12 protein-coding genes are annotated in these 15,247 nt (G+C 70.3%); 2 read left to right on the top strand and 10 right to left on the bottom strand.

Annotation, left to right across the window (positions count from 1 at the left end; translation table 11 throughout):
• Nucleotides 1-61 precede the first annotated feature (61 nt).
• From ACT3T9_RS02730 to ACT3T9_RS02690, 9 genes are all read right to left on the bottom strand, one after another.
• Entirely contained in the window at nt 62-2,056 is a 1,995-nt protein-coding gene (locus tag ACT3T9_RS02730) for an SIP domain-containing protein (RefSeq protein WP_441443680.1), read from the bottom strand.
• 10 nt (nt 2,057-2,066) lie between these two features.
• Nucleotides 2,067-3,146, bottom strand: a complete 1,080-nt coding sequence (locus ACT3T9_RS02725; protein WP_444605918.1) for a FecCD family ABC transporter permease — start codon at nt 3,144-3,146, stop codon at nt 2,067-2,069.
• The gene (locus tag ACT3T9_RS02720) at nt 3,143-4,138 is read right to left on the bottom strand and encodes a FecCD family ABC transporter permease (RefSeq protein ID WP_444605917.1); all 996 of its coding nucleotides are present in this window, start codon (nt 4,136-4,138) and stop codon (nt 3,143-3,145) included. The genes ACT3T9_RS02725 and ACT3T9_RS02720 overlap by 4 nt, the downstream gene beginning before the upstream one ends.
• Before the next feature lie 9 nt (nt 4,139-4,147).
• Entirely contained in the window at nt 4,148-5,191 is a 1,044-nt protein-coding gene (locus ACT3T9_RS02715) for an ABC transporter substrate-binding protein (RefSeq protein WP_441443677.1), read from the bottom strand.
• Nucleotides 5,192-5,423: 232 nt separating this feature from the next.
• Nucleotides 5,424-6,467, bottom strand: coding sequence for a hypothetical protein (locus tag ACT3T9_RS02710; RefSeq protein WP_444605916.1), 1,044 nt, complete (start codon nt 6,465-6,467; stop codon nt 5,424-5,426).
• 645 nt (nt 6,468-7,112) lie between these two features.
• Nucleotides 7,113-7,715 carry a YesL family protein gene (locus ACT3T9_RS02705; RefSeq protein WP_444502204.1) on the bottom strand — a complete coding sequence of 201 codons (603 nt, stop codon included), beginning with the start codon at nt 7,713-7,715 and terminating at the stop codon, nt 7,113-7,115.
• A 7-nt stretch (nt 7,716-7,722) separates the two neighbouring features.
• Nucleotides 7,723-8,733 (bottom strand): carbohydrate ABC transporter permease, encoded by a 1,011-nt coding sequence (locus ACT3T9_RS02700; RefSeq protein WP_441443674.1) that lies wholly within the window; start codon nt 8,731-8,733, stop codon nt 7,723-7,725.
• A gap of 4 nt (nt 8,734-8,737) precedes the next feature.
• Entirely contained in the window at nt 8,738-9,619 is an 882-nt protein-coding gene (locus ACT3T9_RS02695; protein WP_441443673.1) for an ABC transporter permease, read from the bottom strand.
• Between the two features lie 770 nt (nt 9,620-10,389).
• Nucleotides 10,390-11,079 carry a DUF4194 domain-containing protein gene (locus ACT3T9_RS02690; protein WP_444605915.1) on the bottom strand — a complete coding sequence of 230 codons (690 nt, stop codon included), beginning with the start codon at nt 11,077-11,079 and terminating at the stop codon, nt 10,390-10,392.
• Nucleotides 11,080-11,241: 162 nt separating this feature from the next.
• Between ACT3T9_RS02690 and ACT3T9_RS02685 the strand changes: the two genes are divergently transcribed.
• Complete coding sequence (locus tag ACT3T9_RS02685; RefSeq protein WP_444605914.1) at nt 11,242-13,020, top strand: hypothetical protein; 1,779 nt, start codon at nt 11,242-11,244, stop codon at nt 13,018-13,020.
• Nucleotides 13,021-13,137: 117 nt separating this feature from the next.
• Nucleotides 13,138-13,506 (top strand): MGMT family protein, encoded by a 369-nt coding sequence (locus ACT3T9_RS02680; protein WP_441443670.1) that lies wholly within the window; start codon nt 13,138-13,140, stop codon nt 13,504-13,506.
• A 144-nt stretch (nt 13,507-13,650) separates the two neighbouring features.
• Here the strand turns inward: ACT3T9_RS02680 and ACT3T9_RS02675 are convergent, their stop codons facing one another.
• Complete coding sequence (locus tag ACT3T9_RS02675; protein ID WP_444605913.1) at nt 13,651-15,198, bottom strand: DUF3375 domain-containing protein; 1,548 nt, start codon at nt 15,196-15,198, stop codon at nt 13,651-13,653.
• Nucleotides 15,199-15,247: the final 49 nt, after the last annotated feature.

Here is a 15,247-nt window from a genome sequence, read left to right as displayed (position 1 = left end):
GCACCCGGACACGGCCGGTCCCCGCCACGTCTCCGCAGTGTCCGCTCCGGGTTCTCGCGGCTCAGTGCTCGGGCCGGCCCAGGCGCCAGTACCCCATGAAGGAGACCTGCTTCCGGTCCAGCCCCAGCTCGCTGACCAGGTGTCGGCGCAGGGTCTTGATCACCCCGGCCTCCCCCGCCAGCCAGGCGTAGAAGGCGCCGTGCCCGGTGGTCGTCTCCCACAGCATGGTCTCGTCGACGTCGACGTCCTCGAGCTCCGGTGACGCGGCTGCAGCGGACCCGTCGGCCCCTGCGAAGCCATCGGCCCCCGCGGAGCCCTCAGGCGCTGCGGGATCATCCCCCGCCGTGCCCCGGAATGCCTGGGCGTTCGCGCTCATCAGCTCCCGCACCGCGGCGTCGAGCAGCTCGCCGTGCGGGCGGCCCTCGCGGGGCAGCCAGGTCACCTGCACCCCGGAGCGGGTCAGCAGCTGCTGCTGGTCACCGGCCTCGGGCACCTCGAGCAGAGCGTGACCGCTGATCGAGGCGGGCAGCGCCTCGAGGATCGAGCCGACGGCCGGCAGCGCGGTCTCGTCGCCCACCAGCAGCACGGTGCGGGCGGTGCCGGGCCGGAACTCGATGCCGCCGTACTCGGGGCCCACCAGATGCCGGTTGGGACCGAGCATCGTGAGCGTGTCACCGACCCTCGCATCCCGGGCCCAGCGGGCGGCGACGCCCTGGCCGGGGACCTCGACGGGGTCGAGGTGCAGGACCACGTCGATGTCGATCTCGGGGTTCGCGGTGTGGTTCCCGGGATGGCCGGCGGCGCGATGCTCACGCACCGTGTAGGTGCGCATCCAGCCGCGGTCGGTGGGATCGATCTGCAGCCAGCTGCGGTACCAGTCGGAGTGGATGACGGGGTCGAGCAGCGCACCGGGACGCACCGGGGCGAAGTGGTCTGCGCTCGCGGCAGGCCCGGGGATGATCAGCTTGATCCGCAGGTCCAGCACATGGGAGTTGGTGCCGAAGTGCTCGAGCTCAGGGCCGGTCAGGGTGAAGCGCACCAGCGAGGGGCCGAGGCTGCGGCGTGCGGCGACCTCCAGCTCGAAGGCGAGCATCGAGCTGTGGTCCAGGGCGGAGACGCGCGTGTCGGTCGCAGCGGGAGTCTCGGTCGGGGCAGCCTCGGTCGGGGCAGTCGCGGTAGGGGCAGTCGCGCTCAAGGCGGTCTCGGTCGGGGCGGTCTCGGCGGTGGTCGAGATGGGGTCCTCCTCGTGGTGGTGGTGTGCACCGGGGGCGGTGCGGTCACGGCCCAGCGGCAGCACCATCGGGGTGCCGGTGACCGGATCGGGGGCGATGTGGGCATCCAGGGCGAAGACCTCATGCGCCATCTGGCGGGTGATGACCTCGGCCGGCGTGCCCTGGGAATGGATCTCGCCGGAGCGCATGGCGACCAGGTGATCGGCGTAGCGCGCGGCGAGGTTCAGGTCATGCAGCACGATCCCCACGGTGGTGCCGCGCTCCCGCTGCAGGTCCCTGACCACGTCGAGCACCTCGAGCTGGTGGGTGACATCGAGGTAGGTGGTGGGTTCGTCCAGCAGCAGCACCTCCGTCTGCTGGGCGAGCGCCATCGCGATCCAGACCCGCTGGCGCTGCCCGCCGGAGAGCTCCTCGAGCAGCCGGTCCTGCAGCGCGTCGGTGCGAGTGGCGGCGAGCGCCTCGGCCACCGCCAGCTCGTCCTGGTCGGACCATTGCGGGAACAGGCCCTGGTGGGGGAAGCGGCCGCGGGTGACCAGCTCCCTCACGGTGACGCCGTCGGGGGCGATCGGAGTCTGCGGGAGCAGGCCGAGGCGGCGGGCGAGCTCCTTGCCGCGCAGGGAATGGAGATCACGGCCGTCCAGCAGCACGGTGCCGCTGCGCGGAGTGAGCAGGCGTGACATCCCGCGCAGCAGGGTCGACTTCCCGCTGCCGTTGGCGCCCACGATGATCGTGATCTGCCCTTCGGGCAGGCTCAGGCTGAGGTCGCGGACGATGTCCCGACGGTCATAGGCCAGGTGCAGGTTGCGGGTCTCGATCAGTGCCATCGTGGCGAGGTCACCTTCCGGGTCCGGAGAACGTGGTGCGGGTGAGCATCCACAGCAGGAACGGGGCACCGAGCGCGCCGGTGATGACTCCGGCGGGCAGCTCGGTGGAGCCGAAGAGGTTCTGGCCGGCGATGTCGGCGAGCAGCACGATCACGGCGCCGACGGCGGCGGACAGCACGAAGCTGGGCCGGCCGGCGAGCATCCGGGCGATCGGCCCGGCGAGGAAGGCCACGAAGGAGAGCGGGCCGGTGACCGCGACCGTCAACGCGCAGAGGATCACCGCGACCATGATCAGCCAGATCCGGGTGCGGGGCACCGCGAGGCCGAGCCCGGTGGCGGTCTCATCGCCCAGCTGCAGGATCCGCAGCCGGGGCACCAGCAGTGCGAGGACCGGAAGCAGCACCGCCAGAGCGATCGCGAGCACCACCACTCGGTCCCAGGTGGAGGTGGACAGCGAGCCGACCAGCCAGTGCATCGCGTCCCCGGCGGATTGCAGGGTGAGCCGGGTGAGCAGGTAGGAGACCAGGGCGCTGAGCGCCGCGGCGACCCCGATGCCCACCAGCACGAAGCGGTTGTCCACCGCGCCGGTCGCGCCCGGGCGGCCCGCTCCGGCCACCGCGAGGATCAGCAGCGCCGTCAGCACGCCGCCCAGCAGCGTGAACCAGAACAGCGCGCGGCCGTCGGTCTCGAAGAAGCTCATCGCGATCACCGCCCCGGCCGAGGCGCCGAGGGTCACCCCGATCACGTCAGGGCTGGCCAGCGGGTTCCGCAGCAGGGTCTGGAAGATGGTGCCGGAGAGCCCGAAGGCGATGCCGGCCAGCAGCGCGACCACCGCGGTGGGCAGGCGGTTCTCCATCACGATGAAGGAGATGCCGGGGATCGCCTCGCCGCCGATCACCCGCAGCGCCTGGTCCAGCGGCACCATCGGGGTGCCCAGCAGCACGCGGGCCGCGACCAGGGCCAGCACGATCACCCCGGCGACCAGGGCGGTCAGCGCAGTGCGGCGGGAACGGCCGGGAGAGCGCGGGCGGGAGCCGGGGCCCGGGCGGGAGGCGCGCGGCGCGGGCTCGGGAGCGGGAGCGGCGTTCACAGCCCCACCTGCCGCCGGGTGCGCAGCAGCACCACGAAGACGGGCACTCCGATCAGGGCGGTCATCACGCCGACCTGCACCTCGGCGGGCGGGGCGACCACCCTGCCCACGGTGTCGGCCAGCAGGATCAGCACCGGGCCGCCCAGCAGGCACAGCGGGACGATGCGCCGGTAGTCGCCGCCTACCAGCAGCCGTGCGGCATGCGGGACCACCAGGCCGAGGAAGCCGACGGGCCCAGCGAGCGCGACCGCCGCCCCGCACAGCAGGATGATCGCGATCCCCAGCACGATCCGTGCCCGTGCCACCCTCACGCCGAGGCCCACCGCGGCGTCGTCGCCGAGGGCGAGGGCGTTGAGCACACCGGTGGTCCCCGTGATCAGCACCGCCCCGATCGCCATCAGCGCCGCGACGACCGCGATATCGGAGAGGCTGCGGGCGCCGAGGGTGCCCACCTGCCAGAACCGCAGCCGGTCCAGGGACGCGTCGTCGAGAAGCACCAGTGCGTTGATCACCGAGCCGAGACCGGCGGTGACCGCCGCCCCGGCGAGCGCGAGCTTCACCGGGGTGGCGCCGTCGCGTCCGAGCGAGGCGACGGCGTAGACGACGACGGTGCCGACGGCGGCGCCGATCAGGGCGAGCACCATGAACTCGGCGACGGCGGATGCATCCAGGAGGAACACCCCGATCACCACGCTGGTGGTGGCGCCTGCGTTGATCCCCAGGATGCCGGGGTCCGCGAGCGGGTTGCGGGTCACTCCCTGCATCGCGGCGCCGGCCACGGCGAGCGCCGCACCGACGGCGACCCCGGCGGCGGTGCGCAGCAGCCGGGCATGGATCACGGCGTGGTCCGCGAGGCTCGCGTCGTAGGCGGTCAGCGCATCCCACACGGTGCTCGGGGCGACGGTGCGGGCGCCGATCATGAGGGAGAGCAGGCTGGCGATCGCCAGGGCCAGCAGGCCTCCGGCGATCGCCAGCGGGGTGGAGCGTCGCACCGTGGCTGCTCAGCCCCGGACGTGCTGGGCGGTCTCGACGATGGATGGCACCAGGTGCTCGAGCGCCCAGGGCAGGCTCAGCGCATTGGCTGCGGAGATCGACAGCGTGAGGTGGTCGTCGTCGGTGAGCACCACCCCGCCGGAGGCCACCGCGGGGATCTGCGCGAACAGCGGATTCGCTTGGAAGTCCTCGACCGTGGTGCCGGGCGCGGCCCAGGTGTAGAAGAGGTCCGAGACCAGCTCGTCGGCGCGCTCGGCGGACCATTCGAGGTAGAAGCTGTCCGCCCCGGGGGTGTTCTCGTCGATGACCTCCGCCTGGGTCATCCCCAGCGCGGTGAAGAAGCGCGGGCGGGTGTCCTCGCCGACGTAGAGGTTGATCGAGTTGTCCGCGAGGCCCAGGGTGCCGGCGATGAAGGTGGCGCCGGCGACGGCCGGGTTCTCCTCGCCGACGGCGGCGAGATCCGCGGTGATCTGCTCGACGAGGCTCGTGGCCTGCTCGGAGCGACCGGTGGCGGTGCCGACGGCGGTCAGGACGTCCTCCCAGCCGGCGGTGTAGTTCGCCGCCAGCGGGCCGATGGTCGGCGCGATCTTGCTCAGCTGCGTGTACTCCTCCTCGGTGAGGCCGGAATAGGCGGCGATGATGAGGTCCGGGAGCAGCGCCGCGATCTCGTCGTAGTTGATGCCGTCGGACTCGTCGTACTGGGTGGGGGCGTTCTCGGTGCCCCAGTCGGCGCCGAGCTCGGTGAGCTTCGCATCGATCCAGTCGGTGGAGCCGTTGTCGTTGCCGCCCCAGGTGACGGTCGGAATCCCGGCCGGCACCACATCGAGCGCGAGCAGGGTGTCGGCGTTGACCCAGGAGACGGTCGCGATGGTGGCGGGCTCCGCCTCGATCACGGTCTCGCCGTAGAGGTGGGTGAGGGTGACGGGGAAGGACCCGTCGGCCGCGCCGCCGCCCGCGGTGGGAGCCGTGCTGGTCCCTGCCTCCCCGGAGCAGGCGGCGAGCGCGGGGACGGCGAGCGCCGCTAGGACGAGTGCACGGCGGGAAAGCTTCACAGCGGTTCCTCCAGGTTCGAGACCACCGGGAACCGGTGGTTAGGCGAGCCTGACCTTATTCCGTAATGCCGATGGTGCGCAATTGCCGTCCGGGGCGAGAGCTCTCCGCTGGGGACCGCTCAGGCACGGGGCGACGCCGGGAAAGCGAGCCAGATCACGCTGGCCGCGCACCCCGGGGCCGTTCCGTCCGCGCACCCCGGGCCGCCCTGTGCAGGGAGGCCCGGGGGCCGGGTCACTGCCTGCGGTCGTACGCCGTCTGCTGGATCTCCAAGAACTCGCTCAGCCCGATGCTCTCGAGGGTCTCCACGAAGGTGCCCCACTCGGACAGCGGCAGCTGGCCGGTGATGAAGCCTGCTCGCGCCTCGCCGAGGTACTTGCCGATCTCGGTGCCGACGGTGCCGAGCACGTCGGACTCCTCCGGGGTGAAGGTGAAGGCGGACCACACCTCGGGGATCGCGTACGGCTCCATGGCCTTCGAGCTCTCCATGGCCTGCGGCATGCTCTCCACGCCCCCGAACCAGCGCTCGGTCACCCAGCCCGGGTAGCTGCCGCCCATGAAGATCGAGTGCGGCTTGAGGCCGTCATCGACGGACTGTCCCTCGGTGATCTCGGGCAGCAGCTTGTACTCGCCGTCCACCTCTTCCCAGCTGTCCCCCTGGTTGCCGAGGAAGAACTGACGAGCACCCTCCTCGCTGTACCAGTAGTCCATCCAGCGGGCGAGCGCCACGGGATGCTCGCAGCGGTCGGTCATCACGAAGTGGCCGATCGAGGCGAGCTCGGAGCGCACCGCGTGCCACACCGGGGTCTCCCCCGCGCTGCGGGTCAGCGGGGGGACGACGACGTACTTCTCGCCCTCCTCGCCGAAGTATCCGGCAGGGGCGGGCGTCCCGCAGGCGGCCACGATCCCCTCGCTGCCCTGCGCGGTGAAGGTCGCCCGGTCCGAGGAGAAGATGTCTGCCGGGATCAGTCCCTTGCTGTAGAGCCCGTTGAGGTACTCCATCATCTCGCGGTAGCCGTCGGTGATCGGGAAGTAGCGCACCTTCCCCGTGTCCGGATCCAGATCGATCTGGCCCCCGGCGGTGCCCTGGTTCGCCACCCCGAAGGCGCCGTAGAGCGTCGGGTAGGTCTCCCCCAGGTTCACGGGGTCGGTGAGGCCGATCGCGCCGTCGATCGTGTTGACGGACTCCTCGAGATAGGCCTCGAACTCCTCGGTCGTCTCCGGCACGGCCATGCCGAACTGGTCCAGCCAGTCCTGCCGGGCCCAGAGCTTGAACATGTATCGCAGGCCCAGGAAGCTCGGGTCGTAGATCTGGGGCGTGGAGTAGATGTTCCCGTCCGGGAGGTCAGCCCCTCGCGGATCTGGGGGCTCTTCTCCATCAGCGCGGTCAGGTTCGGCATGTGCTTCTCGAGCAGATCGTTCAGCGCGATGAAGGTGCCTCGCTCCCCGTAGGTGGCGATGTCCCCGGTTCCGACCCCCGTGCGGTAGAACGCGCTGGGGTAGTCGCCGCTGCTCAGCACGAGGTTGCGGCGCTCGGTCGCTCCATCCTGGGGGACCAGGCCGAAGTCGATGTGGACGTTGGTGAGCTCCTCGGTCGCCTGGATGACGGAGACCTCGTTCCAGTCCTCTGCGGTGGTCGAGGGGCGGGCGCTGAGGAAGTCGATCGTGATCAGTTCGTTCGCGATCGGCATGCCCTCGGGGGTGATGTTCTCGTCGGGGTTCTCGATCTGGTCGAGGGTGTCGATCTCTTCGCTGTCGTCGCCGCAGGAGGCGAGGACCGCAGCGGAGGCGAGGGCAGCGCCTGACGCCAGCGCGGCACGGCGGGTGAAGGGGTGGTGGGACATGGTGCAGGGATCCTTTCGGGACGTGACTGAACCAGGCGAGTGACCAGTTCAGGGCTTGTGGGGTTGAGGGGTGGCAGGTTCAGGGGAAGGTGCGCCGCAGGCACCAGGCGGCGGCCACGAGAGGGATGCTGATCCCGCAGACGGGCAGCAGTCCCGGCCAGCCGCTGGCGATCAGCGCCATCGGCCAGGCGATCAGAGGAGCCAGCAGGCAGAGGGTCAGCACGGGGCGCCCGAGGCCGACCGCGAGCGCCGCGGTGAACACGACGGCCAGGCGCGGCGGGGCACCGTCGACCTCCCGCCCTGCGATCCAGAGCAGATGCGGCATCAGCGCGACCATCAGGAGCAGGCCCAGCAGCGCAGGCCCCTGCGTGAGTGCGGCCGGGACGGGCGGCAGGCCGCGCGAGAGCCACCAGGTGACGATCAGGGCTCCGCACAGCGTGAGGGCGAGCAGGGTGACGGCGTTGGTGAGCCGCCAGCCCTGGCGCCACTGCTGCCACATGGCGCGGCCGATGGGCAGGTCCCTCTCGCCGCGCATCCAGCGCTGCGCCACTTCGAGCGCGGCGAAGGTGGCGGGGCCGACGCCGAGCACGATCCCGCCGGCCGCTGTGAGCCCGAGCCAGCAGGTGTTCAGCCACACCAGCCGCACCAGCCAGTGCAGGGCGCCGTCGAGGCGGGTGAGCATCGCGCCCTCACCCCTTGACCGAGCCGATGAGCACGCCCTGGGTGAAGAAGCGCTGCAGGAAGGGGTAGATCACCAGCAGCGGGAGCGAAGCGACGATCATCACCGCGTACTTGATCAGGGCGGCCAGTCGCTGCTGCTCGATCAGCGAGCCGGCCGCACCCGCCCCGCCCTGGGAGGTCTCCTGCGAGACCACCAGCAGCTCGCGCAGGACCAGCTGGAGGGTGTACTTGTCCCGATCGGAGAGGTAGATGAGCGCCTTGAAGTACTCATTCCACAGCCCGACCCCATGGAACAGGGCGAGCGTGGCGATGATCGGTGCGGAGAGCGGAATCGCGATGCGCAGGAAGATCTGGATGTCACCCGCGCCGTCGACGGTCGCCGCCTCGGCCAGCTCCTCAGGGACACTCTGGGTGAAGAATGCTCGGCCGACGAGGATCGACCAGGCCCCGGCCGCCCCCGGCACCACCACGGCCCAGATGGTGTCCAGCATGCCCAGGTCCTTGACGACCAGGTAGGTGGGGATGATGCCGCCCGAGAAGAGCATCGTGATCAGGATGTACCAGGTCACCCCGGTGCGGCCCGCCATATTCCGCCGCGAGAGCGCGTAGGAGCAGGGCAGCACGATCAGCAGGTGCAGGGCAACTCCGACGATCGTGTAGATGACGGTGTTGCGGTATCCGGTCCAGATGGACCCCTGGGAGAACACCCGCGCATAGCCGTCCAGGTTCAGGTCGACGGGCCAGAGCCACACCTGGCCCGTCTGCACGGCATGCGGATCGCTCACCGAGGCGATGAGCACGAACCACAGCGGATACCCGATCACGGCGACCACTGCGAGCAGGAAGACGGTGTTGAGGCGGTCGAACCAGCGATCCTCGCGAGAGGTGAGCGGGCGCCGCTTCGGGCGCCGCGAGGCGGGGCCGGGCCCTGACGACTGAGGGCTCCGCACGGCCTGCGGGCTCTGCACGGTTTGAGGGCTCTGCAGGGCCTGCGGGCTCTGGGAAGGGGAGGAGGTCACGGGATCACCACAGGCTGTTCTCTGAGAAACGGCGGGCGAGCTGATTGACGCCGACCAGCAGGAGGATGTTGATGACGGAGTCGAAGAGCCCGACGGCCGCGGCGTAGCTGTACTGCCCCTCCAGGAGCCCGGTCTCGTAGACGAAGGTCTGGATGATGTCCGAGGCCTCGGCGTTGAGCGAGTTGTTCATCAGCAGGGCCTTCTCGAAGCCCACTGCCATGAAGCTGCCGAAGTCGAGGATGAACAGGATCACGACGGTCGGCATGATCGCCGGGATGTTGACGTGTCGGATCCGCTGGAGACGATTCGCGCCGTCGACCTGGGCGGCCTGATGGAGCTCAGGGTTCACACCGGAGAGCGCCGCCAGGTAGATGATCGTGCTCCAGCCCAGGGACTGCCAGACCCCCGACCACACGTAGAGATGCCGGAACCAGCCCGGATCCTGCATGAACTGGATCGGTGCGAGGCCGACCAGCTCGATGAGGTGGTTGACGAGCCCGAGGCGCGGATCGAGGAACGCGAACAGCATGCCGACGACGACCACCAGCGAGACGAAATGCGGCGCGTAGGTGAGCGTCTGCGCGAATCGCTTGAAGAGGTGGTTCTTCACCTCGTTGAGGGAGAGCGCCAGGATGATCGGGAGCGGGAACAGGGCCAGCTGGTAGAGGCTCAGGATCAGCGTGTTCCGCAGCAGGCGCCAGAAGTAGTAGGAGTCGAAGAAGCGCTCGAAGTGCTCGAGACCCACCCAGCGACTCCCCCAGATCCCGTCGGAGGCGATGAAATCGCGGAAGGCGATCTGCGCCCCGTACATCGGGACGTAGTTGAAGATCAGGAAGAAAACGACGGCGGGAGCGACCAGCAGATAGAGCTGCCAGCTGTTGCGCACAGCGCGCAGGGCACGGCGCCTCCGCGGGGCCGCAACCGCCGGTCCCCCCGGAGCCGGTGGCCGCTCCACCTCCGGCGCTCCGGTGGCTGCGGCCACCGGTGGCGCGGTCATCGTTCGGGTCCTCTCACTGGACTGCCTCCTGCTCGGCGTTCGTCTCCCGAACGCGTCTCTCCACGGGGAATCAGCAGGCGTGGGAGCGCTCCCGTGAGGCCGCGGACCGAGGCGAGGATCTTCACCCGCATGGCGACCTTGGGGAGCACGTCGCGAGGGCCCGCCTTCCCGCAGCCGGGCACGGCGGCACCCCACTGACCTGCTACGACAGTTATTCCATGAAGCAGTCGGCTCAACAAGAGGGTTTTATGAAATGGCCTTTCATATACACCCGCTGTTCATCGTCGACCCGGCAGAAGGGCGCGCAAGAGCGCCCCGCGGGGCGACGCGGGGAGGTGCGCAGAGGCGCGGGAGGGCCGGGGCGACACCGGGAAGTGCGGGGAGACGCCGGGCGGGCTGAGGCGGGAAGAAGAGGAGCGCAGCGGGGAGGACCATGGCCCGCGCGGCGCGGCGACAGGGCGTGAACGGTCGCCCTCGAGCCGCTCGGCAGTGGCACCGAGCGACTCGAGGTCCGGCACTGCGCGGCACCCCGCCGCGACACGCCCGACCGACCGACTGGCCGACCGGCTGACCGGCTGACCGGCTGACTGGCCGACTGGCTGACTGGCCGAGTGACTGGCCGAGTGACCGACCGACCGGCCGACCGGCCGACCGAAGGGTCAGGCCTTCGTCTCGGCAGCCTCGTCCTCGGGGTCGTCCTCGGTGTCATCGCTGGGGTCCTCGAGACCGCTCACCCCTGCCTCGCGGTACAGGGCGATGAACTCCCGCGCGGTATCGGCGCCGATCATCAGGCGCAGCACGGGAGAGACCTCGTAGTCATCCCCCTGCTCGTCCAGCAGACCGGTGCGCTGAACCTTCGCGATCGAGGCCCGGACCTCCTTCGCGAATCCAGCCTCGTCGGTGGAGGTGGTGCGGCGGTAGGCGGCCAGCGCCTGCTGCAGCTCCGCCTCGGAGACGACGGTGCGCTGCCCGCGCGAGGACTGGGTCAGCAGCATCTGGCGCAGCACCAGCAGCAGCACCGAGTCCAGGCGATTCATGCCGGTCAGGCGGCGCAGGAGCTTCGGCGCATCAGGATCGTCCTCGCTCTGGCGCACGAAGGCGACCTGAGCGTCATCGTCGACGATCAGCTCGAGGAAGAGGTCCGCCAGCCGGGATTCGATCGCGGCGCGGTCACGCAACAGCTGGGCGTAGCGGTTGGCGTCCCGCCGACCGTCCAGGAAGGGTCCTTGGAGCAGGTGCACGAGCACCCGTCGGGACTCGTCGACCAAGGCGGTGCCGGAGGCGGAAGGGCTGCCGGCTTCGGCCTGGGGGAGGACATCGGCATCGGTGCGGGTTACGGAGCTGCTCACGACCACGTACCTTACCGGGGCGGGATTCGTCGATTCCGCGCCGCCCGTCATGACAGTCGGCGGGAAATGCCCCCATGGCGGGCTCAGATCTGGTGCAATCGACCTACACGCTGGAAGACCTTCGTGCATCCGTGCGGAGGAGTCGACCGCAAGGAGCCGACCATGGAACTGTCCACGCCCGTCATCATCGGGATCGTCGTGCTGGCGATCATCCTCGTGATCGTGCTGATCGCGGTGGGAGTGATGGCCTCGAAGCGTCGCAAGGCGCAGCAGCAGGAGGAGGACCGGCGGCGTGCCGCGCAGCTGCGGGACGAGGCCTCGAAGCAGGAGCAGCTGGTCCAGGAGCGCGATCTGAAGGTGCGCGAGACCGAGCTCGAGGCTGACCGCGCGCGGCTGGAGGCCGAGCGGAAGGCCAAGGAGGCCGAGCAGGAGCAGCTGGCAGCCGAACGCCGCCGTTCGGAAGTGGAGCGAGAGCGCGCCGAGGTCGATCAGGAGCGCAGCACCGTGCAGGAGCGCCTCGCCGAGGCTGACCGCCTTGATCCCGACACCCCCGACGACGCCCCCCGGCGCGACCGTGACGGCTCCGCCGTGGCGACCGACGCTCACCGTGAGCATCGCGACGATCACGACGGCCGCAACGTTCGCGAAGACCATGACCGGCATGACGGTCATGACGGTCATGACGGTCATGACAGCCGTGACAGCCGTGACGGCCGTGATCACCACGAGCATCGCGAACACCGCGAGCACAGCGAGCACGGCGCGGGCCGTGACCACGATGCGCACCGTGAGAGCGTGAACGGACAGCCCGACCATGGGCGCGAGGGTGTCCGCGAGGACCGGACTGCGGACCATGGTCGTACGACGCGAGATCCCGATCATGCAGCGCACGACCGCCGTGATAGCGATGATCGCCATGGCTCCGGTGCTGCAACAGCGGGCGCCGTCGGAGCTGGTGCTGTCGGCGCCGGTGCGGCTGGCGCGGGTATTGCGGGAGCCGCCGATCACGAGGACGGCACTGCGACTGACGACGCCGGCGCCCGCGGCGCGAACCATGGTCGTCGCGCAGCGCGCCCGGCTCATGAGGAGCCGCTGACCGGCGATGCACCGGACCGCACTCCGGCCGCCGCATCGACCCCTGAGACTCACGCGGTGGATGGGAACCGGGCAGGCACCGATCCCCGGACCTCGTCCGATACGAGCACCGGTGCTGGAGCCGGCCCCGCTGCAGGAGCTGGTGCAGGAGCAGGTGCAGGTGCTGGCGCAGGAGCCGCCGCAGGCATGGGCGCTGGCGCGGCCGGAGAACATGACCACGACCAGCCGCGTTCTGATGGAGGCTTCGGCCGCCCCGTCAACGAGGACCGTTTCGAGCAGCACTCCGACGTGTCCCGCACGGGACGCCAGGAGCACTCCGCAGGTGCCGAGCACTCGTACGAGCAGCAGACCCCGCCCGCGGAGCAGCAGTTCGGGCACTCGCGAACGTACGGCGAACAGCAGACCCCGCCGGCCGATCAGCAGTTCGGCCAGCACGACCGGCAGCACGATCAGCGCGATCAGCACGGTCAGCACGGCCAGCGCGATCAGCACGGTCAGCACGGCCAGCGCCATCAGGATGACCAGCAGTTCGGTCAGCATGACCAGCTGGGCGCTCAGCAGGACGTCCGCCAGGATCACCTGGCCGGACGGGACTCGCGCGTGCAGGACGGGTCGATGCCGCAGGACACCGCTGGCCGGTCGGACCACAGTGCGGCCCAGCCCGAGCACGGGGATGAGCAGGATCCGTTCTTCCAGCAGCAGCAGCGGCTGGAGGAGCATAACGGGGAGCTGCCACCGAGGGCGCCGGAGTACGGCGATCCGCTCGACCGCCCGCTGCGGGATGGCCCTGCCGACGGTCGCTCTGCGGAGAATGGCTCTGCGGAGGACGGCACGCACCGCGGCTGAGCACCGCGAGCACTGAGCCTGCCCTCGCGCAGCCTCAACCCACCGACGGCGGCCCGGAACCTCTTCTCGAGGTCCCGGGCCGCCGTCGGTCGTGAGGGCCGTGCCAGACTGACATCCATGCCCACCGGACCCCCGCGCGCGCGTTCCCGCATGGACGACATCACCGTCGAGCGGGTGCTGCGCGTGGTCGAGTCGATCCCTTCCGGGCAGGTCGCGGCCTACGGCGAGGTAGGCGCGATCGTCGGCGTCGGCCCCCGCCTGGTGGGTCGCATCATGCGCACCTGGGGCTCTGGCGTGCCCTGGTGGCGGGTGACCAGCGCCTCCGGCGACCATCCTCTGCTGGCTCGGGCCCTCCCCCATTGGGAGGCCGAGGGCATCGCGGTGGCGCCGCACGGTCGCGGCTGCCGGATGGCGGATTTCGGCGCAGACCTGGAGGAGCTGCGGGAGCGGTCCCGCGCCCTCCTCGCGGAGCTCGACGAGGCGTGATCACCGCTCCTCGCAGCCTCCCGCGCGGCGTGGAGGCCGACTCGAGGGGCCCATCCCCTCTGAGCTGTCGCCACGACCTCCGCGCAGCGACAGCTCAGAGGGGATGGGCTAGCGGAGGGAGACTCCTTGGGAAGCGCTCCCGGGTCACTCCACCGGGACGTCGCCCAGGAAGTAGAACGCCGGCACCTTCGCGGCGTAGTCGTTCCCATCGAGCTCCCGCCAGTTGACGACCTCGGTGGAGCCCTCCCGCTCCTGGGCATGCTGGGTGGCCAGGAACATCAGCCCGATCACGCTGGCGAGTCCCTGATCGGCGGGCTTCGCGCGCAGGATGTCGCCGATCGACGCCTGGCCGGAGAGGCCGCGCACCTCGTTGATGTCGCCGGTGAGGCCCACGATGTCGATGTCGTTGGTGCGCACCAGGTCCGCGAGCACCTCGACGCTGAGCGAGGTGGCGTCGTGCACCTCGGCCTCTGCGGGGGCGCCGGGGTCGGTGGGGTCCTTGAGGCGATGCTGGGACACCGAGTTCATCAGCACCCGCGAGAGGTCCAGCTCGAGCGGGAACGGAGTGCGGGTGGGGACCTGGTCCTTCTGCGCGAGCGCAATGCCCTGCGCCTCCTGGAGCGCCTCGAGCATCACCCGGTGCTGGCGGAAGTCCTGGGAGCGCACGAAGCGGGCGAGGGAGCGGTACAGCTCCGTCTTGACGTCCAGCACCTCCTGCGCGGGGTCGTAGAGGTCGCTGAACACGTTGGCGAGCTTCTCGCGCTCGTCGCGTCCCAGCGAGCGGGCGAAGTCGCGCTCGAGCAGCCGGTCCACCAGATCCTGCGCGGTGCGGGTCTGGACCGGGTCGTTGAGCATCCGGAAGAAGGCGGTGAAGGTGCGGCCCACCGAGGACTGACCGAGCAGGTCGTCACCGGCCAGCAGCTGCTCGAGGATCTCGCCGCGCGAGCCTTCCGGAGAGAGGATCTGCTCGCGCAGCCGCAGATCGACGGCTCGCAGATCTTCCCGGTACTGGAGGAAGTCACCGGAGAGCTCCGCGGCGATCTGCAGGATGTCCCGCAGGCGGTCGCCCGAGACCTCGGGGCTGGGCAGCATCAGCTCGCCCTCGGCGAGGTCTCTGATCTCTGCCTCGATCCGCTCCCGGCGGCGCTGGAGGTCGGCCAGGCGCACATCCCGGTCGGTCTCGGTCTCCTGGGCGAGGCGCTCGAACTGCTGGACCACGAGCTGCAGGCGGGACTCGGTGGTGGTGGGCCGGTGCTCCTCGAGGGAGGCGATGAACTGGATCGCGTCGATCGTCGCCGGAGACGGCTCGAAGGTGGTCTCCGTGCGCTGCGGATCATCACGGCGGGTCAGGTATCCCTCGCGCACCCAGCCGTCCACATACTCCGCGGCGGTGCGGCCGCCGCGGGTCTCGCCTGCGACGTCCTCGAGCTCCGACCCCTCCGGCCCCTCGTCTTCCTGCTCATCGTGGAGGAGCGAGAGATGAGCGCCGACGCGGGCGATCAGCTCGCTGCGCGGGAGCCGACGATCCCCGGAGGGAAAGGTGGACTGCAGGATCGCCAGGACCGCAGGCGCCTTGGTGGCGGCGAGCAGCCGCCAGGTGCTGGCCCGGCGCAGCTGCTCGTACGTTTCCTTGCGCGCGGACACGGCGTCGCTGTGGCGGTCGGTCCACCGGTTCGGCTCAGTCGTGGTCACGAGGGGAGAGTCTAGCGTCGCCAGCAGTCGCGTCCTGAGGGCCTCGCCG

Origin of the sequence: Brachybacterium sp. AOP29-B2-41 (assembly GCF_052378395.1) — a bacterium.
Taxonomy (GTDB): domain Bacteria; phylum Actinomycetota; class Actinomycetes; order Actinomycetales; family Dermabacteraceae; genus Brachybacterium.
This window is presented reverse-complemented; position numbering and strand designations above follow the sequence as displayed.